Source organism: Lysobacter sp. HA18 (assembly GCF_054057595.1).
This window is the reverse complement of sequence record NZ_JBSRZL010000001.1, coordinates 2,380,539-2,405,269: the sequence shown is the minus strand read 5'-3', so window position 1 is coordinate 2,405,269 and position 24,731 is coordinate 2,380,539. Positions and strand designations below refer to the sequence as shown.

Annotated in this window: 25 protein-coding genes; 10 read left to right on the top strand and 15 right to left on the bottom strand. The window is 67.6% G+C overall.

Going from position 1 to position 24,731, the window contains the following annotated elements:
* Nucleotides 1-13 precede the first annotated feature (13 nt).
* From ACVWWW_RS11855 to ACVWWW_RS11840, 4 genes are read left to right on the top strand one after another with little or no spacing between them, the layout of a single operon-like run.
* Nucleotides 14-1,123: a DUF2066 domain-containing protein gene (locus tag ACVWWW_RS11855; protein ID WP_456998705.1), complete on the top strand. Its 1,110-nt coding sequence runs from the start codon at nucleotides 14-16 to the stop codon at nucleotides 1,121-1,123.
* Entirely contained in the window at nucleotides 1,123-2,262 is a 1,140-nt protein-coding gene (locus ACVWWW_RS11850) for an AI-2E family transporter (protein WP_027083368.1), read from the top strand. Before ACVWWW_RS11855 ends, ACVWWW_RS11850 begins: the two co-directional genes overlap by 1 nt.
* Nucleotides 2,262-2,990 carry a DnaA regulatory inactivator Hda gene (gene hda, locus ACVWWW_RS11845; protein ID WP_036142068.1) on the top strand — a complete coding sequence of 243 codons (729 nt, stop codon included), beginning with the start codon at nucleotides 2,262-2,264 and terminating at the stop codon, nucleotides 2,988-2,990. Before ACVWWW_RS11850 ends, hda begins: the two co-directional genes overlap by 1 nt.
* Nucleotides 2,991-3,008: 18 nt before the next feature.
* Nucleotides 3,009-3,422 carry a hypothetical protein gene (locus tag ACVWWW_RS11840; protein WP_051235257.1) on the top strand — a complete coding sequence of 138 codons (414 nt, stop codon included), beginning with the start codon at nucleotides 3,009-3,011 and terminating at the stop codon, nucleotides 3,420-3,422.
* 3 nt (nucleotides 3,423-3,425) lie between these two features.
* Here ACVWWW_RS11840 and murU read toward each other — a convergent pair whose 3' ends face one another.
* The 4 genes from murU to cysG form a co-directional block, all read right to left on the bottom strand.
* Complete coding sequence (gene murU / locus ACVWWW_RS11835; RefSeq protein WP_027083370.1) at nucleotides 3,426-4,133, bottom strand: N-acetylmuramate alpha-1-phosphate uridylyltransferase MurU; 708 nt, start codon at nucleotides 4,131-4,133, stop codon at nucleotides 3,426-3,428.
* A complete protein-coding gene (locus ACVWWW_RS11830) occupies nucleotides 4,130-5,131 on the bottom strand; it encodes a phosphotransferase (protein WP_027083371.1) in 1,002 nt (333 codons plus the stop codon). The genes murU and ACVWWW_RS11830 overlap by 4 nt, the downstream gene beginning before the upstream one ends.
* A 121-nt stretch (nucleotides 5,132-5,252) precedes the next feature.
* Entirely contained in the window at nucleotides 5,253-6,227 is a 975-nt protein-coding gene (cysK, locus tag ACVWWW_RS11825) for a cysteine synthase A (RefSeq protein WP_027083372.1), read from the bottom strand.
* Nucleotides 6,228-6,329: 102 nt separating this feature from the next.
* A complete protein-coding gene (cysG, locus tag ACVWWW_RS11820) occupies nucleotides 6,330-7,790 on the bottom strand; it encodes a siroheme synthase CysG (RefSeq protein ID WP_456998704.1) in 1,461 nt (486 codons plus the stop codon).
* A gap of 247 nt (nucleotides 7,791-8,037) precedes the next feature.
* Between cysG and ACVWWW_RS11815 the strand changes: the two genes are divergently transcribed.
* Both ACVWWW_RS11815 and ACVWWW_RS11810 read left to right on the top strand, forming a co-directional pair.
* Complete coding sequence (locus ACVWWW_RS11815; protein WP_027083374.1) at nucleotides 8,038-9,024, top strand: LysR family transcriptional regulator; 987 nt, start codon at nucleotides 8,038-8,040, stop codon at nucleotides 9,022-9,024.
* Nucleotides 9,025-9,085: 61 nt separating this feature from the next.
* A complete protein-coding gene (locus ACVWWW_RS11810; RefSeq protein ID WP_051235259.1) occupies nucleotides 9,086-9,421 on the top strand; it encodes a YciI family protein in 336 nt (111 codons plus the stop codon).
* A gap of 3 nt (nucleotides 9,422-9,424) precedes the next feature.
* Here the strand turns inward: ACVWWW_RS11810 and ACVWWW_RS11805 are convergent, their stop codons facing one another.
* Genes ACVWWW_RS11805 through ACVWWW_RS11795 form a run of 3 tightly spaced genes read right to left on the bottom strand, consistent with a single transcriptional unit; the run spans nucleotide 9,425 to nucleotide 13,726 of the window.
* Nucleotides 9,425-10,168: a phosphoadenylyl-sulfate reductase gene (locus ACVWWW_RS11805; RefSeq protein WP_051235261.1), complete on the bottom strand. Its 744-nt coding sequence runs from the start codon at nucleotides 10,166-10,168 to the stop codon at nucleotides 9,425-9,427.
* A complete protein-coding gene (gene cysI / locus ACVWWW_RS11800; RefSeq protein WP_456998752.1) occupies nucleotides 10,165-11,907 on the bottom strand; it encodes an assimilatory sulfite reductase (NADPH) hemoprotein subunit in 1,743 nt (580 codons plus the stop codon). The genes ACVWWW_RS11805 and cysI overlap by 4 nt, the downstream gene beginning before the upstream one ends.
* Nucleotides 11,908-11,947: 40 nt before the next feature.
* A complete protein-coding gene (locus tag ACVWWW_RS11795) occupies nucleotides 11,948-13,726 on the bottom strand; it encodes an assimilatory sulfite reductase (NADPH) flavoprotein subunit (RefSeq protein ID WP_051235263.1) in 1,779 nt (592 codons plus the stop codon).
* Between the two features lie 219 nt (nucleotides 13,727-13,945).
* Between ACVWWW_RS11795 and cysD the strand changes: the two genes are divergently transcribed.
* The gene (gene cysD, locus ACVWWW_RS11790) at nucleotides 13,946-14,854 is read left to right on the top strand and encodes a sulfate adenylyltransferase subunit CysD (RefSeq protein WP_027083378.1); all 909 of its coding nucleotides are present in this window, start codon (nucleotides 13,946-13,948) and stop codon (nucleotides 14,852-14,854) included.
* Nucleotides 14,854-16,737 (top strand): sulfate adenylyltransferase subunit CysN, encoded by a 1,884-nt coding sequence (gene cysN, locus ACVWWW_RS11785; RefSeq protein ID WP_036142071.1) that lies wholly within the window; start codon nucleotides 14,854-14,856, stop codon nucleotides 16,735-16,737. Before cysD ends, cysN begins: the two co-directional genes overlap by 1 nt.
* Before the next feature lie 3 nt (nucleotides 16,738-16,740).
* Here the strand turns inward: cysN and ACVWWW_RS11780 are convergent, their stop codons facing one another.
* Nucleotides 16,741-17,001, bottom strand: a complete 261-nt coding sequence (locus ACVWWW_RS11780) for a hypothetical protein (RefSeq protein WP_027083380.1) — start codon at nucleotides 16,999-17,001, stop codon at nucleotides 16,741-16,743.
* Between the two features lie 102 nt (nucleotides 17,002-17,103).
* The gene (locus ACVWWW_RS11775; RefSeq protein ID WP_027083381.1) at nucleotides 17,104-18,594 is read right to left on the bottom strand and encodes a M20 family metallopeptidase; all 1,491 of its coding nucleotides are present in this window, start codon (nucleotides 18,592-18,594) and stop codon (nucleotides 17,104-17,106) included.
* Nucleotides 18,595-18,780: 186 nt separating this feature from the next.
* Between ACVWWW_RS11775 and ACVWWW_RS11770 the strand changes: the two genes are divergently transcribed.
* Both ACVWWW_RS11770 and ACVWWW_RS11765 read left to right on the top strand, forming a co-directional pair.
* Entirely contained in the window at nucleotides 18,781-19,161 is a 381-nt protein-coding gene (locus ACVWWW_RS11770; protein WP_027083382.1) for a ComEA family DNA-binding protein, read from the top strand.
* 166 nt (nucleotides 19,162-19,327) lie between these two features.
* Complete coding sequence (locus ACVWWW_RS11765; RefSeq protein ID WP_051235265.1) at nucleotides 19,328-19,963, top strand: HutD family protein; 636 nt, start codon at nucleotides 19,328-19,330, stop codon at nucleotides 19,961-19,963.
* A 9-nt stretch (nucleotides 19,964-19,972) separates the two neighbouring features.
* Here ACVWWW_RS11765 and ACVWWW_RS11760 read toward each other — a convergent pair whose 3' ends face one another.
* The 6 genes from ACVWWW_RS11760 to ACVWWW_RS11735 all read right to left on the bottom strand — a co-directional run bounded on the left by ACVWWW_RS11760 (nucleotide 19,973) and on the right by ACVWWW_RS11735 (nucleotide 24,730).
* Nucleotides 19,973-20,623 carry a PepSY-associated TM helix domain-containing protein gene (locus ACVWWW_RS11760; protein ID WP_051235267.1) on the bottom strand — a complete coding sequence of 217 codons (651 nt, stop codon included), beginning with the start codon at nucleotides 20,621-20,623 and terminating at the stop codon, nucleotides 19,973-19,975.
* Nucleotides 20,624-20,687: 64 nt separating this feature from the next.
* Nucleotides 20,688-21,374, bottom strand: coding sequence for a Fe2+-dependent dioxygenase (locus tag ACVWWW_RS11755; RefSeq protein WP_027083383.1), 687 nt, complete (start codon nucleotides 21,372-21,374; stop codon nucleotides 20,688-20,690).
* 2 nt (nucleotides 21,375-21,376) lie between these two features.
* On the bottom strand, nucleotides 21,377-22,210 hold the full coding sequence (locus ACVWWW_RS11750) for a TonB-dependent receptor domain-containing protein (RefSeq protein WP_456998703.1): 834 nt from the start codon (nucleotides 22,208-22,210) through the stop codon (nucleotides 21,377-21,379).
* Nucleotides 22,207-23,706 (bottom strand): TonB-dependent receptor domain-containing protein, encoded by a 1,500-nt coding sequence (locus tag ACVWWW_RS11745; protein ID WP_456998702.1) that lies wholly within the window; start codon nucleotides 23,704-23,706, stop codon nucleotides 22,207-22,209. The genes ACVWWW_RS11750 and ACVWWW_RS11745 overlap by 4 nt, the downstream gene beginning before the upstream one ends.
* A gap of 146 nt (nucleotides 23,707-23,852) precedes the next feature.
* Nucleotides 23,853-24,173, bottom strand: coding sequence for a non-heme iron oxygenase ferredoxin subunit (locus ACVWWW_RS11740; protein ID WP_027083385.1), 321 nt, complete (start codon nucleotides 24,171-24,173; stop codon nucleotides 23,853-23,855).
* Nucleotides 24,174-24,175: 2 nt separating this feature from the next.
* On the bottom strand, nucleotides 24,176-24,730 hold the full coding sequence (locus tag ACVWWW_RS11735) for a GNAT family N-acetyltransferase (RefSeq protein WP_027083386.1): 555 nt from the start codon (nucleotides 24,728-24,730) through the stop codon (nucleotides 24,176-24,178).
* Nucleotide 24,731 lies beyond the last annotated feature (1 nt).

Below are 24,731 nucleotides of genomic sequence, written 5' to 3'. Positions count from 1 at the left end.
GCGCTCCGGCACCATGTCCGGCCAGTCCACGACCTCCGGGCCGGCGATGGCGCGCACGCACCGACTCTTTACTGCTCTTCTCCTTTTCGCGTTCAGCACCGCCGTGCTGGCGCAACGCGTGGAGGGCGATCGCGCGCAGGCCGCGGGCGCCTACGCGGCCGAAGTCGTGGTCACCAACCAGGGTGACGCGCAGCGCAATAGCGGCTTCGCGCGCGGCCTGTTGCAGGTCCTGCAGCGCATGACCGGCGACCGCGCGGTCAACCAGCGCCCCGGCGTCGGCGACGAACTGCGCAACGCCAAGGCCTACGTCGACCATTACGACTATCGCCAGGACGAGGGCATTGGCCCGACCGGCGCGCCCACGTTCAACACGACGCTCATCGTCCAGTACGACGGCAAGAAGGTCGAAGAAGCGATCGCGACCCTCGGCCTGCCGATGTGGCCGCAGCCGCGTCCCAAGCCGGTGCTGTGGCTGGCGATCGACGACGGCTCGGGCCCGCGCCTGGTCGGCCTCGACAAGAGCAACGCGGCGCGACCGGTGCTGGATCGCGCCAAGCAGCGCGGTTATGCGCTCGGCCTGCCGTCCGGCAGTGCGGCGGAGCAGGCGCTGGTCGGCTCGATCTGGCGTGGTGACAGCGCGGCGATCGCGCGTGCATCGTCGAAGTACGCGCCGCCGATGCAGTTGATCGGCAAGCTGTACCGCACGGTCGCCGGTGGTTGGCAGGCCGAATGGACCTTCCTCGACAACGGCAAGCAGCTCGCGAAGTCGGCGACGTACGACCGCGACGCGCGACGCGCGATGTCGGGCGGCGCGGACATCGCGGCCGACGCGCTGATCCGCAAGTACGCGCGACCGGGCAAGGCGCTCGGCCCGCCGGGCACGTACACGATCACGTTTACCGGCGTGAACAGCACCGACGACTTCATCCGCCTCGCGGCGTATCTCGAGAGGAACGCGGTGGTGAAGCGCGCGACGCCGATCCGTGCGACGCCCGAGGGCCTCGTCTACGAGCTCGAGCTCGTGAGCGGCGTCGCCGGGTTCTCTCGCATGGCGTCGCGTGACGGTGTGATTGAAGCGGTCGACGACGGCGACGACAACGCGACGACGTTCCACTTGCGCTGATGGAGCACCTCGCGCCGCTGGACGAGATCGCGCGGTTCCTGCGTCGCCTTCAATGGGCCGCGGTCGTGGTTGCGGCGCTGTGGTTGCTCGGCTTGCTCGCGCCGGTGCTGACGCCGTTCGTCATCGCGGCGCTGCTCGGCTGGCTCGGCGATCCCGTCGCGGATCGTCTCGAAGCGCGTGGCATGTCACGCGGCGCCGCGGTCGGCATCGTCTTCAGCGTGATGACGTTGTTGTTCGTGCTCGTGCTGGTGCTCGTGCTGCCGATACTGCAGCGCCAGCTGTTTACGCTGATCGCGTCGCTGCCCGCTTACAGCGCGTGGATCGGTACCACGGCCGTCCCATGGTTCGAAGCGCATACGCGGATCGACGTCGGCCACTACCTCGACGTCGGCTATCTCACGCAGCTGGTGCGCGAGCACTGGCAGAGCGCGGGCGGCATCGCGGCGACGGTGCTCGGTTATGTCACTCGCTCGGGTTCGATGCTGCTCGGCCTCATCGCGAACGCGGTTCTGGTGCCGGTGCTTGCGTTCTTCTTCCTGCGCGACTGGGATGCACTCGTCGCGCGCTGCGCGTCACTGGTGCCGCCGCGGCACCTGACCGTTGTGTCCCGTCTTGCGCGCGAGTCGGACGCGGTGCTCGGCGGGTTCCTGCGCGGGCAGTTCCTGGTGATGCTGATCCTCGGCGTGATGTACGCGGTGGGGCTGGAGATCATCGGCCTCGACCTCGGCATCCTGATCGGCATGGTCGCGGGCATGCTGACGTTCGTGCCGTTCATGGGCCCGGTCAGCCTGCTGACGCTCGGCGGCATCGCCGCGCTGGTGCAGTTCGGCGACTGGCAGCATTTCGGCGGTGTACTCGTGGTCTTCGCCGTCGGCCAGGTGATCGAAAGCTATTGGCTGACGCCGAAACTCGTCGGCAATCGCATCGGCCTGCATCCGATGGCGGTGATCTTCTCGGTGATCGCGGGCGGCCAGCTATTCGGCTTCCTCGGGATGCTGCTCGCGCTGCCGGTGGCGGCGGTCGTCAACGTGCTGCTCCGCTATGCACAGGAGCGCTATCGCGCGAGCAGGCTCTACGGCGCCGAGACGGCGACGGTGATCATCGGGGATGCATCGGCGCCGGAATCCGGCACACCCTGATGGCCACGTCGCGTCACGTGCCGCAGTTGCCACTGGCGCTGCGGTCGCCGCCGGACCAGCGGCTCGAAACCTTTGTCGCGGCACCCGACGGCGCCATCGCGCTGCTGACGGCCTGCGCATCGGGTGCGTCGAACGACTGGATCTTCGTCAGCGGGCCGGCAGGCTGCGGCAAGACGCACCTTCTGCTCGGCACCTGCGCGCAGGCGCTGGCCGATGCGCAGCGTCCGGCCTATCTCTCGCTCGCGACCGCCGCCGGTCGATTGAGCGATGCCTTGCAGGCGTTCGAAGGCATGGATCTCGTCGCACTCGACGACCTCGATGCCATTGCCGGGGATCGCGACGACGAAGTCGCGCTGTTCGATTTCCACAATCGTGCACGCGGCAACGGCGCACGCGTCGTCTACGCCGCGACAGCGCGTCCCGATGCACTCGCGTTGGTATTGCCCGATCTGCGATCGCGTCTAGGCCAGTGCATCGGCATCGCGCTGACCCTGCTGGACGATGAGGCGCGCCGCGAAGTGCTGCGGCAGCGTGCGCAACGCCGCGGCCTTGTCGTCGACGAGGCCGCCCTCGACTGGCTGATGCGCCGCGTTGGCCGTGACCTCGGCAGCCTGACGCAGCTTTTCGACCGTCTCGACCGCGCTGCGCTCGCAGCCCAGCGCCGGCTCACAGTTCCGTTCCTCCGCGAGATCCTCGGCCGCGAATCCGACGTACGATCGGGCGACTGACGCCACGACGGACGTGCCATGACGCTGCGCCTCGATATCGCTCCCGCGCCTGAAACCGTCCGCGACTACGCGGAGGACGCCGTGCGCAACATGCAGAGCGTCTACGGCATTCGGCTGGATTATTCGATCGCATCGCTGATGCACGTCGATCGCGTGCTCGCCGAATGGCGCGAGGCCGGTGCGCCGCTGCAGGCGATCAACAAGTCGCTTTACGCGTTCGGCAGTTACGCTGGCGAGGTGCTGCGCGAGCAGGAACCGGGACGCTGGACCGTGCCGCCGAAAGCGCAGCACGGCAGTGTGGATTCGCTGTTCCTGTTCGTGCGCCTGTTCGACGGCCGCGAATGGCCGCCGATCGCGCGTGCCGTCAATACCTTTCTGAGCGCCGAGGCCACCAGCCTGCACGCATCGCTGACGGAGCTGCTCGCGCTCTGAGCGTTAGCCCGCGCGCAGCGATGCGTCGAGTTGCTGCAACCGCTCCGGCGTGCCGACGTCCGTCCATGCGCCCCGATGATGTTCGCCGGTCACCTTGTCCACGCGCATCGCCGCGCGCAGCAGCGGGGCGAGCTTGAAGCGCGGCGGTGTTTCCGCTGCGCCCGGCATGTCGCCGATGATCGAACGCCAGTCGTCAATGAGGCCGCGGCGATACACGCCGACGCCCGAAAACGTGTAGCGCGGCACGCCATCGCTGCGCACCATCCGGCCGTCGAGCGCGAAGTCGCCGACTTCGTTGTGTGCCGGGTTGTCGACCAGCACGAGATGCGCGAGCCCGTCGGGATCGTGCGGCAAGCATGCGAAGTCGTAGTCGGTCCAGATGTCGCCGTTGACCACGATGAAGGGTTCGCCATTCGGCGAAAGCTCGGTCAGCGCATTCCACATGCCTCCGCCGGTTTCCAGCGGAACCGGGCCTTCGTCGATGCAGCGGACGCGCAGTCCCCAGCGGCTACCGTCGCCCAGCGCATCGGGGAATTGCGACGCGAGCCAGCTCGTATTGACGATGACTTCGTCGACACCGATGGCGGCGAGCTTTTCGAGATGCCATGCGATCAGTGGCCTGCCGCCGACTTCGAGCAGCGGCTTGGGCGTCGTCAGCGTGAGCGGACGCATGCGTTCGCCGAGGCCTGCGGCAAGTACGAGCGCCTTCATGCGGCGAAATGCGGTCGCACGCGGCGATCGATCACGCGCGCGAGCGGTGCGAGTTCGGGATAGCGCGGCAGCACGCCATCGAGATACGCGACGAAGCGCGGCGCGTCTTCGAGGTACTTCGGTTTGTGATCGCGATGATTCAGCCGCGCGAAGATGCCGAGCACTTTGAGGTGACGCTGCACGCCGATCAGGTCGGCGTCGCGGCGGAAACGCTCGAACGCCGGCACCGGAAGGCCAGCTTCGGAAGCGCGACGGTGGTAGTCGACGAGCCAGCCATCGACGCGCGCTTCCGGCCAGCTCAGGAACGCATCCTTGAACAGGCTCAGCGCGTCGTAGGCGATGGGCCCGACGACTGCGTCCTGGAAATCAAGCACCGCCGGGCCGTTGCCGTGGTCGGTCGGCATCAGGTTGCGCGGCATGTAGTCGCGATGCACGAACACCGTCGGCTGCGCGAGCGCGGCGTCGATCAGAACGCGGTAGGCGGCGTCGAGGTTCTCGAGATCGTCGCAGTCGAGTTCATGGCCGAGGTGGCGGGTGAGGAACCATTCGTCGAACAGGCGCAGCTCGCGCGCAAGCAATGCTTCGTCGTAGTGCGGAAGGTCGGCGGGCGGCGTGATCGCCTGCAGCTTGAGCAGCTGCGCCACGGCGTCGTCGAACAGCTCGTCGGCGTTGGTTTCCGCGATGACGTGCAGGTAGGTCTGCGCGCCGAGGTCTTCGAGCAACAGGAAACCGTTGTCGACGTCGCGCGACAGCACGCGCGGCACGCGAACGCCGCCGGCTTCGAGCACGTCGCGCAACGCAAGCCAAGGGCGCACGTCTTCCTTATCGGGCGGCGAATCCATGACGATGCGCGTCGGCGATTCGCCGACGGTGCGCCAGTAGCTGCGGAAACCGGCGTCGGCGGACGCCGCGACCAGGTCGATGTGGTCGTGCCCGGTGGCGGACCGGGCCCAGTCGAGGCGCGCCTGTTCGCGCGCCGGGTTGCTGCTGGACGTCATGCGTTCTCCGCGCGGCAACGGCCGCGACCGACAGGGTAGCCGGCGCAGGCGACGCGTTGAACGGCCGCTGCGGAAAATCGCGACGGCCGCTCGGTGTTTCCGGCGGCCGTCGTTCGATCGATCAGGGCAGGCTGGTGTCGCCGACCGAGGCCAGCCATTCGTCGTCCGAGCCTTCCGCCACGCCTTCGAACAGGATGGTCGAGAGGTAGCGCTCGCCGGTGTCGGGGAGCATTGTCAGGATGACGGAACCTTCGGGCGCCGACTCGGCGACGCGCAGCGCGGCGGCGGCCGTCGCACCCGCCGAGATGCCGACGAAGATGCCTTCTTCGGCCGCCAGGCGACGCGCCGTGTCGCGCGCCAGGGTGTCGTCGATCTTGAGGATGTCGTCGGCGATCGAGCGGTCGAGCACTTCGGGCACGAAGTCCGGCGTCCAGCCCTGGATCTTGTGCGGCTGCCACTGGTCGCCGGAGAGCAACGCGGCGCCCGCCGGCTCGGCGGCGATCACCTTGATGCCGGGACGCGCGAGCTTCAGCACTTGGCCGGCGCCCGTCATGGTGCCGCCGGTGCCCCAGCCGGTGACGAAATAATCCAGCCGCTGGCCGGCGAAGTCGCGGAGGATTTCCGGGCCGGTGGTGTTGCGGTGGTAGGCCGGGTTGGCCTCGTTCTCGAACTGCCGCGCGAGGAACCAGCCGTGCTTCTCCGCGAGTTCCTTCGCCTTGCGCACCATGCCGGTGCCGCGCTCGGCGGCGGGCGTCAGGATGACCTTCGCGCCATACACGCGCATGAGCTTGCGGCGTTCGATCGAGAACGAATCGGACATCACCGCGACGAACTTGTAGCCGCGCGCTGCCGCGACCATCGCCAGCGCGATGCCGGTATTCCCGGACGTCGCTTCAACGATGGTATCGCCGGGCTTGATCAGGCCGCGCTGTTCGGCGTCGAGCACGATGGCCAGCGCAAGCCGGTCTTTCACCGACCCGCCGGGATTGAACGATTCGACCTTCGCGTACAGCGCGACGTTCTTCGGCGCGATGCGGGCAAGGCGAACGATCGGCGTGCGGCCGACGGTGTCGAGGATGCTGTCGTAGAGGGCCATGGCTCGGGGTCGTGTGGGGATGGAGTAGGGTGCCGCCCGCGTGCTTCGCGTGGCGTGCCGCTGGTCGAATGCCGCGTTTCAGCGGCGGGCGCGGCTACAGGCTCATGCGGCCGCCTGCAGCGGCGTTGATGCCTCGCCGAGCGGCGGTGCGCGGAACCAGTGCAGCGTGTTCGCGAGTGCCGCGACCTCGCCGACGATCAGCAGGGCGGGCGACTTCACCGCGTGCACGTCGACCAGTGCGCCGAGCCGATCGAGCGTGCCGGTGACGACGCGCTGGTTGCTGCGTGATCCGTTCTCGACGATGGCGATCGGCGTGGACGCGGGAAGCCCATGCGCGATGAGGCTGGCCGATACGCGAATCGAAGCCGCGACGCCCATGTAGATCGCGAGCGTCTGTCGTGGTTTGGCGAGCACCGCCCAGTCCGGCTCATCGCCGCCGTCCTTCGCATGCGCGGTGACGACGTGCAGCGACTGGGAGTGGTCGCGATGGGTGAGGGGAATGCCGGCATAGGCGGCGCAGGCGAGGGCGGCGGTGACACCGGGCACGACCTCGAACTCGACGCCGTGCATCGCGAGCGCTTCGAGCTCCTCGCCGCCGCGTGCGAACACGAACGGGTCGCCGCCCTTGAGTCGCACGACCGTGCGTCCCGCCTTCGCGTGTTCGACCATCAATGCATGGATGCGCGACTGCGTGTCGTCGTGCACGGCCGTGGAATTGATGCCCATGGCGTGCTTGCCGACGTCGATGAGCTCGGCGTCACGGCGGACGCGCGCGAGGACGTCGGCGCTGACCAAGCGGTCATGCAGCACGACATCGGCCTGTGCGAGCACACGCAACGCGCGCAGCGTTAGCAGTCCCGCATCACCCGGGCCCGCGCCGACGAGGATGACGCGGCCGCGGCGCTGTGTCGGTGTGTCGGCAAGCAATGCACGTAGGACATCGCGTGCGTCACGGTCATGCCCGGCGCGAAGCAGGTCGGCGATTTCGCTTGCGATCACGCGGTCGAAGAAGGCCCGTCGTGCGCCGGTGTCGGGAAAACGCGCACGGATCACGCGGCGATATCGGGTGAGCAGCACCGCCAGCGACGACCAGCTTTCGTCGAGCTGCGCTTCAAGCGTCTCGCGTAGATGACGCGCCAGCATCGGCGCGCCGCCACCGCTGGAGATCGCGACCTGCAGCGGTCCGCGCTCGACGCGTGCGGGCACCTGCACGGTCGAGAGTTCGGCATCGTCGACGACGTTCGCCCAGATGCGGCGCGCGCTGGCGGCCTCGGCGACTTGGCGGTTTACCGTCGTGTCGTCGGTTGCCGCGACGACCATCCAGGCATCGTCGAGCCATGCGGGATCGAACGTGCCACGGACCTGCGCGATGCGTCCTGCTTCAGCCAACGTCTGCAACGCCTCGATCAGATCCGGCGCGCCGACGAGCACATCCGCGCCGGCGTCGAGCAACGCCGCGACCTTCCGACGCGCGACCACGCCTCCGCCCACCACGACGACGCGTCGGCCGCGCAGGTCGAGGAACAGCGGGAACAGCGGCGTGGAACCGGGCGTTGCGGACACGGTGATCTTCCGGCGGGCGAATGACCGCACCGTAGGCCGCGCCCGAGGACGGCAGAAATGACCGCTCGCCACGCCGTCATTCCGCTGCGGCATGAGCGACTGGACACGCGGCCCGCCGCCCGCTAGCGTAGGCATCGTTCTATCCGGATTGAGCGATGAATACGATGAAACGACCCGCCTGCCGCATGTGTCGCCGCGCGCGACAGCCGTCCGACGTCCTCCGCTCCCGACTCCCAGCGCCGCCGCCATGACTCTCGCCCAGCTCCGTTATTTCGTCGCCATCGCCGATTCCGGCCTCAACATCACCGTCGCCGCCGAGCGCGTGCACGCCACGCAGCCGGGGCTGTCGAAGCAGTTGAAGCAGCTCGAGGACGAGCTCGGCTTCCTGCTGTTCTCCCGCAAAGGGCGCTCGCTCGACTCGATCACGCCGGCCGGGCAGCAGGTGCTGGCGCATGCGCGCCGACTGCTCGCCGAAGCCACCAACATCCGCGCTTACGCCGCCAACGTGCGCGGCGACGCGCAGGGCCGGCTGGTCATCGCCACCACGCACACGCAGGCGCGCCACGTGCTGCCGGGCGCGATCGCGCGCGTGCGCACCGCGTATCCGCAGATGAGCGTGCACCTGCAGCCGAGCGGCGAAGGCGAAGTCCTCGAGCTGCTCGCGCGCGGTGAGGCGGACGTTGCCGTAATCAGCACGTCGGGCGAAACCCCTGCGGGCGGCATCGCGGTGCCGTTGTTCCGCTGGAGCCGCGTCGTGCTGGTGCCGCGCGACCATGCGCTCGCGTCGCAACAGGGCGCGCCCACGCTCGACACGCTGGCCGCGTTCCCATTGGTGAGCTACGAATCGTCGGTGCGTGCCGATTCGTCATTGCGTCGCGCATTCGCGCAGCAAGGGCTCGAGCCGCGCATCTCGATGACCGCACGCGACGCGGACCTGATCAAGACGTACGTTCGTGCCGGTCTCGGCGTTGGCCTGCTCGCCGAGATGGCGGTGGGCGACGACGACCTCGAATCGCTGGTCGCGCTGCCCGCACCCGACGTCGTGCCCGAATGCATTGCCTGGGCGCTGCTGCCGCGCGAACGCGTGCTGCGTGACTACACGCTGTCCTTGCTGACCGCCGTCGCGCCGCAACTCGATCGCACTGATCTGCGTCGCGCGGTCGCAGGCACCGACGAACCGCGCTGGCCCGAACCACCGAGCTGGAGCGCGTTGCGCAAGACCATCGCGGCATAGCGACGCGACGGCAACGTCGCCGCAGGCACAGTACGGCGGTCATTCGACGGAGGCGCGCCACATGAAATACCTGTGCCTGGCCTACGGCAATGGGGCCGAGTGGAACAAGCTCGAGCCGGCGGAGCAGGAGACGTTGCTTGCCGCCGATCAGCGCATCCGCGACCGTGGCGCGTTCATTTCGGCCGTGCACGACGATGTCACCACGGTGACTGCATGGGACGGTACTGCGAAGACCGACGGCCCCGCATTCGCCATGTCGCGCTTACCGATGGCAGGTTTCTCGATCATCGAGGCGGACAGCGTCGAGGAAGTCGTGCAGCTCGTCGCGCAAACTCCGTGCGCACGCGCAGGCGGCGCGATCGAGATCCGCCCACTGATGGACACCTCATCGCACTGACGGCTATGCCGCGCGGCCTTCCGCGCCCCACGCTTCGTGCAACCCGCACTCGCGCTTGAGGCCGAAGAAGCGCGTGTCGTCCTCGCTCATCCCGGCCTCCAGTGCTCGCGTGGTGTGCACGTCACCGATCGACACATAACCCTCGTGCCACAGCGGGTGGTAGGGCAGGTCGTGCTGTTGCAGGTAGCGGAAGACGTCGCAGTCCGTCCAGTCGGCGATCGGGTGCAGCTTCCAGCGGCCATCGCGCAATTCGAGGAAGTCGACGTGCTCGCGCGAACGCGACTGGCTGCGACGCAGGCCTGCGATCCAGCAGCGCACGCCGAGATCGCGTAAAGCCCGCTGCATGGGCTCTACCTTGCGCAGGCGGTTGTAGCGCTCCAGCCCGTCCAGACCTTGTTCCCATAGACGACCGAAGCGCGCTTCCATCCACGCGATGCCGATCTGCGGTCGCACCACGTGGAGGTTCAGCGAGAGACGCTGCGAGAGCTCGTCGACGAAGCGATACGTCTCCGGGAAGAGATAGCCCGTGTCGACCAGGATTACAGGCAGCTCGGCGCGCTGTTGCGTGGCGAGATGCAGGCTCACCGCAGCCTGCGCGCCGAAACTCGACGACAGCGCGTGCTCGCCCGACAGGTTTTCCAGCGACCAGGCGATCCGTTCCTGGGCGGTGCGCGCAGACAGCCAGTCGTTGAGTTCGGCGAGCGCGCGAGGGGACTCGGCGGCGGTCAGCGGATCGGGCGTGCTCATGCGGCCACCTCCTGCAGCGTCACCGCGATCGGTCGCGGAATACCGACTACGCCGACTCGTACGAGGAAATCGCCGAACCGTTCGCCGTCGAGGCGCTCGGCTGCGTAGCGCGCCAGCAGGGGATCGAGTGCTTCGACGATGCCGGCTTCGTCAACGTTCTCACGATAGATCGTGTTGAGGCGTTGCCCGCGATGGTCGGCGCCGAGTCGCAGTGCGTACCGGCCAGGCGCTTTTCCGACTAGTGCGATCTCGCCCAGATATGGACGTGAGCACCCGTTCGGGCAGCCGCTGATGCGGACGTGGATCGGGGTCTCGCGCAGGCCGTGGCGGTCGAGCAACCCATCGAACCTGTGGAGGAAAGACGGCAGATAGCGTTCCGCTTCGGCCATCGCCAAGCCGCACGTCGGAAGCGCCACGCAGGCGAGGGCGGCGAGGCTCGACGGCGTGGCGCGAGCGTGCGCGTCGAGCCCATGTGCAGCGGCGATCGCTTCGACGCGTGCGCGATGCGCCACGTCGACGTTGGCGATCACCAGGTTCTGGTTCGGCGTCAACCGGATTTGCGCACCGTCGATGTCCTGCAGGAGCCGGGCGATTTCGCGAAGCCCGGTCTGTGACGCGACGTCATGCGCGTCCTGCACGCGGCCGGACACGATGCGAAGCGTGAGATGCGCGCGGCCGTCGTGGCCCTCGACCCACCCGAAGCGGTCGCCGTTGTGCTCAAAGCGGAACGGCCGCGCGGTAGCAAGCGGGAAGCCCGCGCGGCGCTCGACCTCCGCCTTGAATGCATCGAGCCCGCGATCGTCGATGGTGTACTTCAGACGCGCGCGCTTCCGCACTGTCCGATTGCCCCAGTCGCGTTGCGTGGTGACCACCGCGACCGCCAGCGCGATCACATCCTGTGGCTCGACGAAGCCGATCACGTCGCCCAGGCGCGGATACGTTTCCGCATCACCATGCGTCGCGCCCATACCGCCGCCGACGCTGACGTCGTAGCCGGCGACGCGACCGTTCTCGACGATCGCGATGAAGCCGAGATCCTGCGCGAATACGTCGACGTCGTTGGTGGGCGGAATCGCGAAGCCGATCTTGAACTTGCGCGGCAGGTAAGTCTCGCCATAGATCGGGTCCTGCTCCGGCGTGCCGGCGATGCGCTCCTCGTCAAGCCAGATCTCGTGATAGGCGCGCGTATTCGGCAGCAGGTGCTCGGAGAGGGCGGCGGCAGTCGCATACACGCCAGCATGCACGTCCGACTGCAGCGGATTCGCAGCGATCGCAACATTGCGATTGACGTCGCCGCAGGCCGCCAAAGTGTCGATCAATGCATCATTGATCGCGTGCATGGTCGCCTTCAGCTCGCGCTTGACGATCCCGTGGAACTGGATCGCTTGGCGCGTGGTGATGCGCAGCCCACGCTCGGCGTACGTCGACGCGATCACGTCGAGCTTCAGCCATTGGGACGGCGTGATCACGCCGCCTGGCGTGCGCGTGCGGATCATGAACTGGTAGGCCGGCTCGAGCTTCTGGCGACGCCGTTCGTCGCGCAGGTCGCGGTCGTCCTGCTGGTAGCTGCCGTGGTACTTGATCAGCGTCTGGTCGTCGTCGGCGATCGCCCCCGTGATCGGGTCACCGAGGCTGTTGAGCAACGTGCCGCGCAGTGCGCGACTGTTCTTCTTGATGTCTTCGACCGAATGCGCGGTCATGCTGTTCTCCGTAGGCGTGTCGGGGCTGGCATGCGTCAGCGTCGACAGCGCATTCGGCGGCGGGCAGGCGTGCGGCGCATCAGTAGACGTCCCGCGCGTAGCGGCCTTCGGTCAGCAGTGTGTCCAGCCATGCCCTGGCGTTGTCGACACTGCGACCGCCGTGCGTCGCGATGATGTCGATGAGCGTTGCGTGCACGTCCTTCGACATCGCGACCGCGCCGCAGACGTAGAGATGCGCGCCACCCTCGAGCCACGCGTACACCTCGCGACCGTGCTCGCGCAGGCGGTGCTGCACGTAGACCTTGTCGCGCTGGTCGCGGGAGAAGGCGACGTCGAGCCGATGCAGCGTTCCGCGCTTGAGCGCCTGCTGCCATTCGAGCTGGTAGAGGAAATCGGTGCGCGCATGCGGCGCACCGAAGAGCAGCCAGTTGCGGCCGGTAGCACCCAGATGTGCGCGGTGTTGCATGAAGCCGCGGAACGGCGCGACGCCGGTGCCGGGGCCGATCATCAAGACATCGCGCGAGCCATCTTTCGGCAAGCGGAAGCGCTCGTTGCGTTCGATGAACACGCGAGCGGTGTCGCCATCCGCCAGGCCTGCCAGCAGGTGCGACGCCGTACCCCAGCGCGTCCGGCCGTCGAAGTCGTACTCGACATGCGCGACGGTGAGATGTGCTTCGTCGCCCACTTCGAGCGGCGATGACGCGATCGAATAGAGGCGCGGTGGGAGCGGACGCAGCGCGGCGACGAGTTCGTCCGCGGACCAGTCGCCGCGGTGTGTCCGCAACAGGTCGACGAACTGCGTCGATTCCAGCAGGCTCGCGACGTACGAATCGTCAAGCGCGGCGAGCGACGGCGAGCGTTCGGCATGCCGCGCAAGCAACGGCCGCAATAGTCGGGTGATCTCGCGCTCGCGCAGCAGCCAGTCGCGCAGCGGCAGGGTGCGACCCTTCAGCTCGACGTCCGCGTCGCCATCGAGCGCCAGCGTTTCGAGAATCTCGTCGACAAGCGCGGGCGGATTTGTCGGCCATACACCGAGCGCATCGCCCGGCTCATACGTCAGCCCGGACCCTTCCAGCGACAGCTCGACATGTCTCACATCGCGAACAGCGTCGCGCGCGGTGACGCGTTGCACAGTGAGGACCGGCGCGGAAAACGGCGCATCGCGGTGATGCGTCGGCGTGGCGTTCGGGCGGATTGGCGTGACAGTCGCGAGCGCAGGGGAGGGCGCAAGCTCGCGGGCGGCGATGTGCGCCGCGTCGATCCACGGCGTCGCAACCTCGTCGATATCCAAATCCGCATCGCCGCGCGACACCCAACGCTGCGCGCCCAGTGCTTCAAGTCGATCATCCAGTTGGCGACCGATCGCGCAGAACTGCGGATAGCTCGAGTCGCCCAGCCCCAGTACGCCGAAACGCAGGTTCTCGAGTCGCGGCGCGCGCGGACCAAGCACATGCTCGACGAATGCCCGCGAGTCGTCCGGCGGATCGCCATCACCCTGCGTGCTGATGACGACAAGCAGCAGCGTCTCCGACTTCAAGTCGCGTAGCGGGTAGTCGGCCGCATTGACCAGCCGAACGTCCAGCCCCGTATCGCCGAGCCGCGCCACCACACGCTCGGCCGCGCGGCGCGCATTCCCGGTCTGGCTGCCGTAGACGATGGTCAGCCGTTGAGCTTTCGCCGCGAGGGCCTGCGCTGCCGGCAACGCACCGCCGTCCTGCGATCGAGCCAGCGCCGCCGCATAGCCCGACAGCCACCACAGCGCGTCGCGCCCGAGCCCGTCCGTCAGGCGGTCGAGCAGGTCGGCGCGGCCGTCGGGCAGCGGATGCGGAAGCAGAACGGCGGACATGGCGCGGCGCATAAGGTCGGGACGCACAGCCTCGCGCCGGCGCCTTTCGCGCGGAAAGGACGCGCCGGCATGTGCTCATGCCGAGACGCACCTTCCGATGCCGCGGCCGCGCGCGGACACTGGTGCTCCGCTCCTTCGCACGCCGCCGTGACGCTCCTCACCCCCGCATTCGGCCTCGACGCCGCCGCGCACCGCCATAATCGCCGGGTCCGTTCCGTCGCCGTGCCGCCGATGCCGCTGCCCACCCTGAGCCACCTGGACCGCCTGGAGGCCGAGAGCCTCCACATCCTGCGCGAGGTGGCGGCCGGCTTCCGCAATCCGGTAATGCTGTATTCGGTCGGCAAGGACAGCTCGGTGCTGCTGCACCTGCTGGTCAAGGCCTTCCATCCGGCACGCCCGCCGATCCCGCTGCTGCACGTCGATACGACGTGGAAGTTCCGCGAGATGATCGAGTTCCGCGATCGTCGCGCCGCCGAAACCGGCGTCGAGTTGCGCGTGCACACCAACCCCGACGGTATCGCGCAGGGCATCGGGCCCGTGTCGCATGGCGCGACAGTGCATACCGACGTCATGAAGACGCTGGCGCTCAAGCAGGCGCTGGACAAATACCGTTTCGACGCCGCGATTGGCGGTGCACGCCGCGACGAGGAAAAGTCGCGCGCGAAAGAGCGTGTGTTCTCGTTCCGCAGCCGCCAGCACGCGTGGGATCCGAAGAGCCAGCGCCCCGAGCTGTGGGATCTGTACAACACGCGCATCCGGTCCGGCGAATCGGTGCGCGTGTTTCCGCTGTCGAACTGGACCGAGCTCGACATCTGGCTCTACATCTACCGCGAGAAGATCCCGGTGCCGTCGCTGTATTTCGCGGCCGAGCGGCCCGTGGTCGAACGCGATGGCGCACTGATCATGGTCGACGACGAACGCTTCCCGTTGCTCGACGGTGAACTACCGGCAATGCGACGTGTGCGCTTCCGCACACTCGGCTGCTATCCACTCACCGGCGCGATCGATTCGGATGCCGACACGCTGGAAAAAATCATCGCCGAGATGCTGGTCGCGACGACATCGGAACGGCAGGGCCGTGTGATCGACCAGGATCCGTCGGCGTCGATGGAAAAGAAGAAGCGCGAGGGTTACTTCTGATGACGCGCCTCGACGATGCGGCCGCGACGGTCGCCGCCTATCTCGCCGATCACGAATCGCGCGGCCTGCTGCGTTTCATCACCTGCGGCAGCGTTGACGACGGCAAGAGCACGCTGATCGGCCGCCTGCTGAACGACACGCGCGGGCTGTTCGAAGACCAGCTCGCATCGCTCGCGTCCGACAGCCGTCGCCACGGCACGCAGGGCGAGCGCGTCGACTACGCGCTGCTGCTCGACGGCCTCGAAGCCGAGCGCGAGCAGGGCATCACCATCGACGTGGCCTACCGTTTCTTCAGCACGACCAAACGCAAGTTCATCGTCGCCGACTGCCCGGGCCACGAGCAGTACACGCGCAACATGGCGACCGGTGCATCGACGGCCGATGCAGCCGTCGTGCTGGTCGACGCACGCAAAGGCCTGCTCACGCAGACGCGTCGCCACAGCTACATCGTTTCGCTACTCGGCATCCGCCACGTGCTGCTGGCGGTGAACAAGATGGACTTGGTCGGCTACGACCGCGACACGTTCGAGCGCATCGCGGATGAATACCGCGAACTCGCCGCGTCGCTCGGCATCGCGAACGTCACCGCCGTGCCGCTGTCCGCGCTGGAAGGCGACAACCTGATCGCGCGTTCGCCGAATACCGTTTGGTACCAAGGTCCGTCGCTGCTCGAATTCCTTGAATCGGTTCCGGTCGATGTGCCGGCGAGCGATCTCGGCTTCCGCCTGCCCGTGCAGTGGGTGAATCGCCCCAATCAGGATTTCCGCGGCTTCGCCGGCACCGTCGCCGCGGGCGCCGTGAAGCCCGGCGACGACGTCGTCGCGCTGCCGTCGGGACGTCGATCGAAGGTTGCGCGCATCGTCACGGCCGACGGCGATCTCGATGGCGCCACGCATGGCCAAGCGATCACGCTCACGCTCGCCGACGAGCTCGACATCAGCCGCGGCGACGTCATCGCCGCCGCGCACGACCCGAGCGAAGTTAGCGACCAGTTCGCCGCGCACGTGCTGTGGTTCGACGAACAACCGCTGCTGCCGGGTCGTCCGTACTGGCTGAAGATCGGCACGCGCGAGGTCGGCGCGAGCGTCACCGAGATCAAGCACAAGGTCGACGTCAATACGCAGGAATCGCTGGCCGCCAAGCACCTCGAGATGAACGAGGTCGGTTACTGCAATCTCTATCTCGACACACCCGTGCCGTTCGAGTCGTACGCGGACAGTCGCGAGCTCGGCGCGTTCATCCTGATCGATCGCCAGACGAATGCGACCGTCGCCGCCGGCACGATAGACTTCGCGCTGCGTCGCGCCGCGAACATCCACTGGCAGCACGTGGACGTCGACAAGGCGACGCGTGCGCGACTCAAAGGTCAGGTGCCGCGCTGCGTGTGGTTCACCGGCCTTTCGGGTTCGGGCAAGTCGACGATTGCCAACCTCGTCGAGAAGCGCCTGCTCGCGATGGGCCTGCACACGTACATTCTCGACGGCGACAACGTGCGCCACGGGCTCAACAAGGATCTCGGCTTCACTGCGGAAGATCGCGTCGAGAACATTCGCCGCGTCGCCGAAGTCGCGAAGCTGATGACCGACGCGGGCCTCATCGTGCTGGTGAGTTTCATCTCGCCGTTCCGCTCCGAGCGTCGACTCGCACGCGAGCTGTTCGACGACGGTGAGTTCGTCGAGGTGTTCGTCGACACGCCGCTGGACGTCGCGGAATCGCGCGACGTGAAGGGTCTCTACGCGAAGGCGCGCGCCGGCAAGATCCCCAACTTTACGGGCATCAATTCGCCGTACGAAGCGCCGGAAAACGCCGAGCTGGTGCTGGACACCGTCAACGAGTCGTCGGAAACGCTCGCGGCACGCGTGGTCGACGCGTTGCTGCCCTGAGCCTCAGCGCGCGATGCGATCGCGGGGACCGCGGCCGCGTCCGGTGATGCGCTGGTAGATCGCGATCAGCACGATCGCGCTGACGATGGCGACGACCCAGGCGATCGCGCCGCTGCCGGCCACCATGCCGCCGATCGCGGCGCCGGCGGCACCGATCAGGATGGTCATGATGAAACCCATCGGGTCGGGGCCGGGCTTCAGGAAACGCGCGAGTACACCGATGATCGCGCCGCCGATCAGGTAACCGAAGAAGCCGTGGAACATGGCGTCGCCTCCGTCAGGAGCGTCGATCGTCCATGCGGCCGTGTTGCCGCCGCGTGCAGGAACGCCGGTCGCCGCGGTATCGCGACGACCGGCGTTCAGGCGTCAGCAACAGCCGTGGTTACCGCGGTCTTCGCCGCCGGCGACTGCTGCCACGCCGACGGTCTCGCCGCGCTGCGACGCGAGGTGATGCTGGTGGATCACATGCGACACGCAGGCGGTGACGCGCTTGCCCATCGGGATGTGCAGGAACTCGTTCGGGCCGTGCGCATTGCTGTGCGGGCCGAGCACGCCGGTGATCATGAACTGCGCACCGGGGAATTTCTCGCCGAGCATGCCCATGAAGGGAATGCTGCCGCCTTCGCCCATGTACATCGCTGGCTGGCCGAAGTACGCGCGGCTCGATTCGTCGATCGCGCGCCCCAGCCATTCCGACATCGCCGGCGCGTTCCAGCCCGTGCTCGCCTTCTCGAGTTCGAGCGTCACCTGCGCGCCGTAGGGGGGATTCTCGGTGAGCGCGTTTTCCAGCAGTTCGCCGGCGCGCTTGCCGTCGAGCGTTGGCGGAAGACGCAGCGACAGCTTCACCGCGGTGAACGGACGCAGCACGTTGCCGGCCGACGACAGCGACGGCATGCCATCGACGCCGGTCACCGACAGCGCAGGGCGCCAGGTGCGATTGAGCACGAGTTCGGTCAGGTCGTCCGCCATCGGCGTCATGCCGTCGAGGAACGGGAACTTGTCGAACACCGCGGTATCGAGAACGCGCGCGGCTTCCTTCGCCTGCGCCATGCGCTCGGCCGGAACCTCGACATGCATGCCTTCGATGAGGATGCGGCCGGTGTCTTCGTCCTCGATGCGCGACAGCAGGTCGCGCAGGATGCGGAAGCTCGACGGCACGATGCCCGACGCGTCGCCGGAATGGACGCCTTCGTGCAGCACGCGCACGGTGAGGTTGCCGCCGGCGAGGCCGCGTAGCGACGTCGTGCACCAGAGCTGGTCGTAGTTGCCGCAGCCCGAGTCCAGGCAGACGACCAGCGACGGCATGCCGATGCGCGGAGCGAGGTGGTCGACATAGGCGGGCAGGTCGTAGCTGCCGGATTCCTCGCAGGCCTCGATCAGGACGACGCAGCGCGAATGCGCCAGACCCTGCTCGCGCAACGCCATGATCGCGGTGAGCGAACCGAAGATCGCGTAGCCGTCGTCGGCACCGCCGCGGCCGTACAGGCGGTCGCCCTTGATGACCGGCGTCCACGGGCCGAGGTCGTCGTCCCAGCCCGTCATCTCGGGCTGCTTGTCCATGTGGCCGTAGAGCAGGATCGGATCGTCGTTGCTGCCGCCGTTCGCGGCCGGTACGTCGACATAGATCAGCGGCGTGCGGCCTTCCAAGCGCACCACTTCGAGATGCACGCCTTCGATGGCCTGCGCGCGGGCCCATTGCTCCATCTGGGCGATGGCCTGGTCGATGTAGCCGTTGGCGACCCATTCGGCGTCGAACATGGGCGACTTGCAGGGAATGCGGATGTAGTCGACCAGCTGCGGGACGATCTCGTCGTCCCACTTCTTCGACACGAATTCTTCGACGCGACGGGCGTCCATGGAGGCCTCTGGGGGAGGGAAAAGCGGGTCGGCCATTCTAGCGCCCGGGGTGTCTCGGACTTTTCCTACCCCACGGCACGGAGAATCCTGCACCCCGCGGGGAAGACGGCCGATCGGACGGGACGGGCGCGACCGGGAGACTGTCCTCACCGGCCGACACGGCCACTTACCGACAGGGATCACGTCATGAACCTCGCCCGCCTCCTCAAGACCCTCGCGCTCTCGCTCGCCCTCGCCAGCACCGCTGCCGCCGCGACCCCGGCTCCGGCCGCCCGCGTCCCGGCCGCCGCCCCGGCGCCCGCCGTCGAACGCGTCAACATCAATACCGCCGACGTCGCGACGCTCGACCGCGTGCTGGTCAACGTCGGCCCGGCCAAGGCGCAGGAAATCGTCGCCTACCGCACCACGAATGGCCCGTTCCGCACCATCGACCAGCTCGCGTTGGTGAAGGGCATCGGCCTCAAGACCATCGAGAAGAACCGCGACCGCATCGTGCTCGGCAACGTTCCGGCGCGTCCGGCCACCGCCGCGCGCACGCCGGCGCGCGCCGCCAGCCTGCAGCGCTGACCTGCCACACCGGTCGCAGGGAAGACGGCCGGCAGGCTCGGACGCCTGACACACGGGGATGGACCCCGACAGGGATGTATACCGTCGGCGGGCACGGAGCCCGCCGGCGGTTCCGTGCGTGTGGGCCGCGTCGGCATACTGGCGGAGCCGCACGCACGGACGTCCCATGCCCGCCCGATCCCGCGTCATTCCTTCGTACGAGTACCGCCGCACGCGCTGGCGCAACGGCACCGGCTGGACGCGCGAGATCCATGCCGAGCCGGGCATCGACGGCGCGGACTGGGACTGGCGTCTGTCGATCGCGGAGATCACCGCCGATGGCCCGTTCTCCACGTTTCCGGGTGTCGACCGCGAACTCGTTCTGCTTGCGGGCGCGGGCGTGCGGTTGCGGTTCGACGACGGCGTCGCCGCCGCCGACGTGTTGCCGCCTTACGGCCGCCACCGTTTCGCAGGCGAGGCTGAGGTACGCGGCGAACTGGTCGACGGCCCGACACACGACTTCAACCTGATGTGGCGACGCGAGCGCTTTGCGGCCGAGTTGTGGCGGCGTCCGCTGGTGGGCGCGATGGTGATGTTCGCCGAACCACAGTCGACATGGATCGTGCACCAGCTCGCCGGACACACGCGTTTCGCCGACGGCAGCGGGTTGCCCGATCTCGCAATGGCCGACACCGCGATCCTGCAGGCCGGCGACGCGCGACTGCGCCACGTGCTCGACGGGGCAGGCGAAGCGCTGCTCATCCGCCTCACACCTGCCGACGCGCCGCGCGGCGCGGGTCTGTCCCTCGAAAGCGAGGACTGAGCGCGACGATTACGCCAGCGCGAGTGCGAGCGCCGCGACGAATACCAGCGTCGCAAGCCCCATCACGCTGAAGGCCATCTGCCGTGCGGTGCGCCCACGCGCCCACATCCATATGCCCGACACGCCCAGCAGGATCATGCCGATCGCGAAGCTGGTCTGCAGCACGCGCCAGAACAGCCCGCCACCCACACCCTTGTGCAGACGAAGCAATGCAGCCAGCGGCGACTGCTCGCTGCGCTTGAGCTCGGCCGTCGCGTTGCCGGGCACGTAGTCGAACGTCCACGAATGTCGCGCGTTGCCACCCGTCAGCGACCACTTAGCGGGTTGCTGCACATCACGACCCTGCACGCGACCGCCCTCCGGCTTGCCGCCGCGTGTACCGGTGGCGTCGAGGTGATACGCCGTGCGCAGCCACGCGGCGAGCGCCTTCGGATTCGCACGCACGTCGGCCGGAACTTCCAGGGTCAGCGTGCCGACCTCGTTGGACTTGCCCTGCGGCAACGCGCTGTCGCCCATGCGATTGGCGAGGAACAGCCCCGTGAATCCGAACAGCAGGGCGGCGAGCGCGCCCCATGCACCGACCCACAGATGGATCTGGCGAACCCAGCGATACGTGGTGTTGCGGGATGCGGTGCGCGGCTTGTTGGTCGTCGGAGTCATGAAGTTTGGTCGTGATGAGGAGGCGTCATCCATGCGCCGCGAATGATGAGGAAGCGTGGTGCCGTCAGGTCTCGGCCCAGCGGCGAAGGAGGTTGTGATACACGCCGGTCAATCGCAATAGCGGTTCGCGCTCGGCGCCGCTATCAGTGAGCGCCTGGATCGATGCATCGAGTTCGAACAGCGTGCGGCGCTGGCTGTCGTCGCGCACCAGGCTCTGCACCCAGAAGAACGATGCAAGACGTTCCCCGCGTGTCACCGGCGCAACGCGATGCAGGCTGCTCGACGGATACAGGATCAGGTCGCCCGCCGGAAGCTTCACCTCGTGCTCGCCGTAGGTGTCGCTGACGATCAGCTCGCCGCCGTCGTAATCGTCCGGCTCGTTGAGGAACAGCGTGCACGAGATGTCGCTGCGGATCTGTTGCGCACCGGTCGCAGCGTCGGCCGCCATGATCGCGCCGTCGACATGGAAGCCGTACTCGCCACCACCGCGATAGCGATTGAAGCGCGGCGGAAAGATGCGCGCCGGTAACGCGGCCGCATGGAACAGCGGATTGCGCGACACCGCTTCGACGACGAGCCCGGAAAGGCGCTGCCGTAGCGGCGACGCATCTGGCAGCTGCTCGTTGTGCTTGACCTGCGCGCCCTGCGGACCCACGGTCGCGCGTCCGTCCGTCCATTCGGCATCCGCAAGCTGCCGGCGGATGTCCGCAAGCGTGTCGCCATCGAGAATGCCGGGGACGTGCAGCAGCATCGTCAGAACCTCACATTGAACGTCAGCAGCGCCGAACGCGGCTGGCCCGGCGTGTAGCGATACCCGCTCTTGTTGATCGCCGCAACGTAGTCGCGATCGGTGAGGTTGTAGAGGTTGAGGCGGACGTCGAACGCGTCGTTGAACGCGTAGGTCGCGACGGCGTCGAAGACCCAGTAGTCGCCGACGAACGCCGGCGTGCCGACCGCAGCATCGGTGCCGCGCTTCATTTCGCCGTTGTAGCGCGCGCCGCCGCCGAGCGTCAGGCCGTTGTCGAAGCGGTATGTCGTCCACGCGGTGAACGCGTGGTCGGGCGTGTAGGCGAGCTGCTGCGAACCGTCGGCCGTGACATTGGGGCCGGCGGTGACCTGCGTGTCCATCGTCGTGAAACCAGTCGACACCCACCAGTTCTTGGTGAGCTGTCCGACCGCGCTCAATTCGATGCCGCGGACGCGCTTCTTGCCGTTCTGGTAGTACGCGTTGACTGACGGATCGAGCACGACTTCGTTCTCGATGCGCGTGTCGTAAAGCGCCGCCGTCAGCAGCAGCGCATCGCCCATCAGGTTCCACTTCGTGCCGAGTTCGGCCGTGCGCGCCTTTTGCGGGTCGTAGTTCGGATTGTTCGCGCTGTTGGAGGCACCGCTGAGCTCGAGCGTCGAGCCGCCCGGCGGCTGGTACGACAGCGCGTAGTTCGCGTAGACGCTGGAGTCCGGCGTCGGCTTGTAGAGCGCGCCGATTTTCCAGTTGAGCAGCGTGTCCGACGTCGTGGAGTCGAGATACGGCAGCACGGTGCCGACTGCAGCGCCATTGCAGGGCGGCGCATTCGATGTCGCCGTCACCGTAGCGATGCAGGCGCGAGCGTTGCGGTACTTCGCGTCGTAGCGTAGCGATCTACGCGCAGCCCGCCATTGATCTGCCACTGCGTGCCGAAGCTGACCGTGTCGAACGCGTAAGCGGCGACGGTGTTGACGCGGCCCGAGCTGTCCGCACCGTTGTGCTCGACGATGAGCCCGCTGACGTTGGCGTCCGGGTTGTACAGATTCGCCGCCGGCCACCCAGTGTTCGCACGCGGCGCGATGCCGCGCTGATCCAGCGTTTCGTGGACGAATTCCAGGCCCGTGCTCAGATCGTGGCGCACGAAACCTTCGCCGAAGTGCGTCACCAGGCTGGTCTGGTTGGTGACGATCGAATTGACCTGGTCCTTGAACGTGGGATTGCTGCGCGCCAGCGTCCACGTGGACGGATCGGCGGGGTTCGGCGTCTTGAGATTCGCCGCGGTCGCGGTGAACGACGTCAGCATGTAGTCCTGGGACGTACGGCCCCAGCGCGTGATGTTGCGCAACTGCGCGCCGCTTTCGGTCATGTGCTCGAACCGCAGCGTCGCCATGTCGGCCATTACATGGTCGAAGTCGGACGTGGTGCCGTAGAAGTTCGACGAATCGACCGGCGCGGCGTTCGACAGGAAGGGCCGCGTCGCGTCCGGCGTCGAATAACCCGGCAAGCCGACCGTCGGCACCCAGCCGTCGGGAATGTTGTCCTGCTTCACGTGCAGCACGTCGAGATGCGTGCGCGTCGGGCCATCCAGCCCGAAGCCCAGCGACGCCGCGACGCCCCGTCGGCTGTTGTTGACGCGATCGCGGCCCGGCACGTCGCTGTCCTGCGCCATCAGGTTCACGCGCAGCGCGGAGCCTTCGCCGACGCGGTGATTGATGTCGGCGACTCCGCGCAGCTGGCTGTCCGTGCCGATCGACAACGATGCGCTGTTGGCGTCACGCAGGTTCGCGCCCTTGGTGACGAGATTGATCGAGCCCGTCGGCGAGCTGCGGCCCGTATCGGTCCCGGCTGGCCCCTTCGTCACTTCGATCTGGTCGATGTTGAAGACGTCGCGGCTCACCGCACCGAGGTCGCGCACGCCATCGACGAAGATGTTGCCGGACGTGTCGAAGCCGCGCAGGTAGATCGCGTCGCCCGTGCTCGTATTGCCGTTTTCCCCGGCGTAGAACGTGCCGACGCCCGGGCTATTGCGCAGTGCGTCGGTGAGCGATGTCGCGCCCTGCTCGTTGAACAGGTCGCTGCCGATGACGTTGACCGTCTGCGTGGTGTCGACCAGCGTCTGTGTGAACTTCGCCGAGCTCGACTCGCCGGCGTAGCTCTTGGTGCGCGCGCCGTAGACCTTGACCCGGTCGAGCGTCTGCTTGTCGTCGTCTGCCGGGCTGGCGGCGACTGCCCCGAACGATGCGCCGAGCGCGAGGCCGGCGAGCAGGGTGGCGCCGATGGACCGGCTGCGGTACGCGTCCGCGCGCGGGGCGTGCTTGCGACTCCTGATGTACGTCATGGGATCCGGCTGTCGAAAAGGGGCAGCCGTGGCGCCAAGGCGACCGGCCGTGGCGCTATTGAAACGCAATTAAGAATGATTCGCAATTACAAAATCGACGAATCAGCTCCGCCGGAAGCGGCCGTCCTCAGGAACACGTGCTGTTTTCAGCGGTCGTCGCGAGTCCAGACCACGCCGTCGACAACTTCGACGGGGAACTTGGTCACCGGCAGATACGCCGGGCCGCACAGCGCGCGGCCGCTGCGCAGGTCGAACCGCGCGCCGTGCAGCACGCACTCGACGAGGCCTTCGTCCGCATCGACCGGGCCCGCCGACAGCTCGTAGTCCTCGTGCGTGCACTGGTCGAGCAGGGCGTAGAAGTCGCCCTCGAGGTTCACGACCAGGATCGGAGTGTCACCGTCCCAGACGACGCGGTGTTCCCCCGGAAGGATCTCGCCGGTCGTGCCGACGCGCGCCCAGCCGTCCATGCTCAGGCGCGGGACAAGGCGCGAGCGGGTGCGCGCTTTTCGAGGACCTCGAAACGCAGGTCGTCGCGGCGCGGTTGGCCGAAGCGCTCGTCGCCGTACGGGAACGGCTTCTTGACGCCAGTGCGCCGGTAACCGCGGCGCTCGTAGAACGCGATGAGCTCGGCGCGCACGTCGATCACCGTCATGCACATGGCCGGCAGGTGCCAATGGTTGAAGACGAGGCGTTCCGCGCGCGCGAGCAACTGTTTGCCGACGCCGCCGCCCTGAAGCGTGGGACGCACGGAAAACATGCCGAAATAACCGTTGCCGTCCTCCTGCGCGACGTGCGCACAGGCGACGAGTTCGCGCGTGGCGGCATCGATCGCCAGCAGGATCACGCTGTCAGGCCGCGCGATGCTCGCGCGTACGTCGTCGGCGTCCGTTCGCTGGCCCTCGAGAAGGTCGGCTTCGGTGGTCCAGCCAACGCGGCTGTCGTCGCCGCGATAGGCCGATTCGACGAGCGCGACGATGGCATCGACGTCGCGGGGTGTGGCATTGCGAAAGCGGAGGTCGGTCATC

Bases quoted from the DNA above. Each gene is read 5' to 3' on its own strand.
- ACVWWW_RS11855 (WP_456998705.1), top strand. From the start codon at position 14: ATGTCCGGCCAGTCCACGACCTCCGGGCCGGCGATGGCGCGCACGCAC.
- ACVWWW_RS11850 (WP_027083368.1), top strand. From the start codon at position 1,123: ATGGAGCACCTCGCGCCGCTGGACGAGATCGCGCGGTTCCTGCGTCGC.
- hda (WP_036142068.1), top strand. From the start codon at position 2,262: ATGGCCACGTCGCGTCACGTGCCGCAGTTGCCACTGGCGCTGCGGTCG.
- ACVWWW_RS11840 (WP_051235257.1), top strand. From the start codon at position 3,009: ATGACGCTGCGCCTCGATATCGCTCCCGCGCCTGAAACCGTCCGCGAC.
- murU (WP_027083370.1), bottom strand. From the start codon at position 4,133: ATGAAGGCGCTCGTACTTGCCGCAGGCCTCGGCGAACGCATGCGTCCG.
- ACVWWW_RS11830 (WP_027083371.1), bottom strand. From the start codon at position 5,131: ATGACGTCCAGCAGCAACCCGGCGCGCGAACAGGCGCGCCTCGACTGG.
- cysK (WP_027083372.1), bottom strand. From the start codon at position 6,227: ATGGCCCTCTACGACAGCATCCTCGACACCGTCGGCCGCACGCCGATC.
- ACVWWW_RS11815 (WP_027083374.1), top strand. From the start codon at position 8,038: ATGACTCTCGCCCAGCTCCGTTATTTCGTCGCCATCGCCGATTCCGGC.
- ACVWWW_RS11810 (WP_051235259.1), top strand. From the start codon at position 9,086: ATGAAATACCTGTGCCTGGCCTACGGCAATGGGGCCGAGTGGAACAAG.
- ACVWWW_RS11805 (WP_051235261.1), bottom strand. From the start codon at position 10,168: ATGAGCACGCCCGATCCGCTGACCGCCGCCGAGTCCCCTCGCGCGCTC.
- ACVWWW_RS11795 (WP_051235263.1), bottom strand. From the start codon at position 13,726: ATGCGCCGCGCCATGTCCGCCGTTCTGCTTCCGCATCCGCTGCCCGAC.
- cysD (WP_027083378.1), top strand. From the start codon at position 13,946: ATGCCGCTGCCCACCCTGAGCCACCTGGACCGCCTGGAGGCCGAGAGC.
- cysN (WP_036142071.1), top strand. From the start codon at position 14,854: ATGACGCGCCTCGACGATGCGGCCGCGACGGTCGCCGCCTATCTCGCC.
- ACVWWW_RS11780 (WP_027083380.1), bottom strand. From the start codon at position 17,001: ATGTTCCACGGCTTCTTCGGTTACCTGATCGGCGGCGCGATCATCGGT.
- ACVWWW_RS11775 (WP_027083381.1), bottom strand. From the start codon at position 18,594: ATGGACGCCCGTCGCGTCGAAGAATTCGTGTCGAAGAAGTGGGACGAC.
- ACVWWW_RS11770 (WP_027083382.1), top strand. From the start codon at position 18,781: ATGAACCTCGCCCGCCTCCTCAAGACCCTCGCGCTCTCGCTCGCCCTC.
- ACVWWW_RS11765 (WP_051235265.1), top strand. From the start codon at position 19,328: ATGCCCGCCCGATCCCGCGTCATTCCTTCGTACGAGTACCGCCGCACG.
- ACVWWW_RS11760 (WP_051235267.1), bottom strand. From the start codon at position 20,623: ATGACTCCGACGACCAACAAGCCGCGCACCGCATCCCGCAACACCACG.
- ACVWWW_RS11755 (WP_027083383.1), bottom strand. From the start codon at position 21,374: ATGCTGCTGCACGTCCCCGGCATTCTCGATGGCGACACGCTTGCGGAC.
- ACVWWW_RS11745 (WP_456998702.1), bottom strand. From the start codon at position 23,706: ATGACGTACATCAGGAGTCGCAAGCACGCCCCGCGCGCGGACGCGTAC.
- ACVWWW_RS11740 (WP_027083385.1), bottom strand. From the start codon at position 24,173: ATGGACGGCTGGGCGCGCGTCGGCACGACCGGCGAGATCCTTCCGGGG.
- ACVWWW_RS11735 (WP_027083386.1), bottom strand. From the start codon at position 24,730: ATGACCGACCTCCGCTTTCGCAATGCCACACCCCGCGACGTCGATGCC.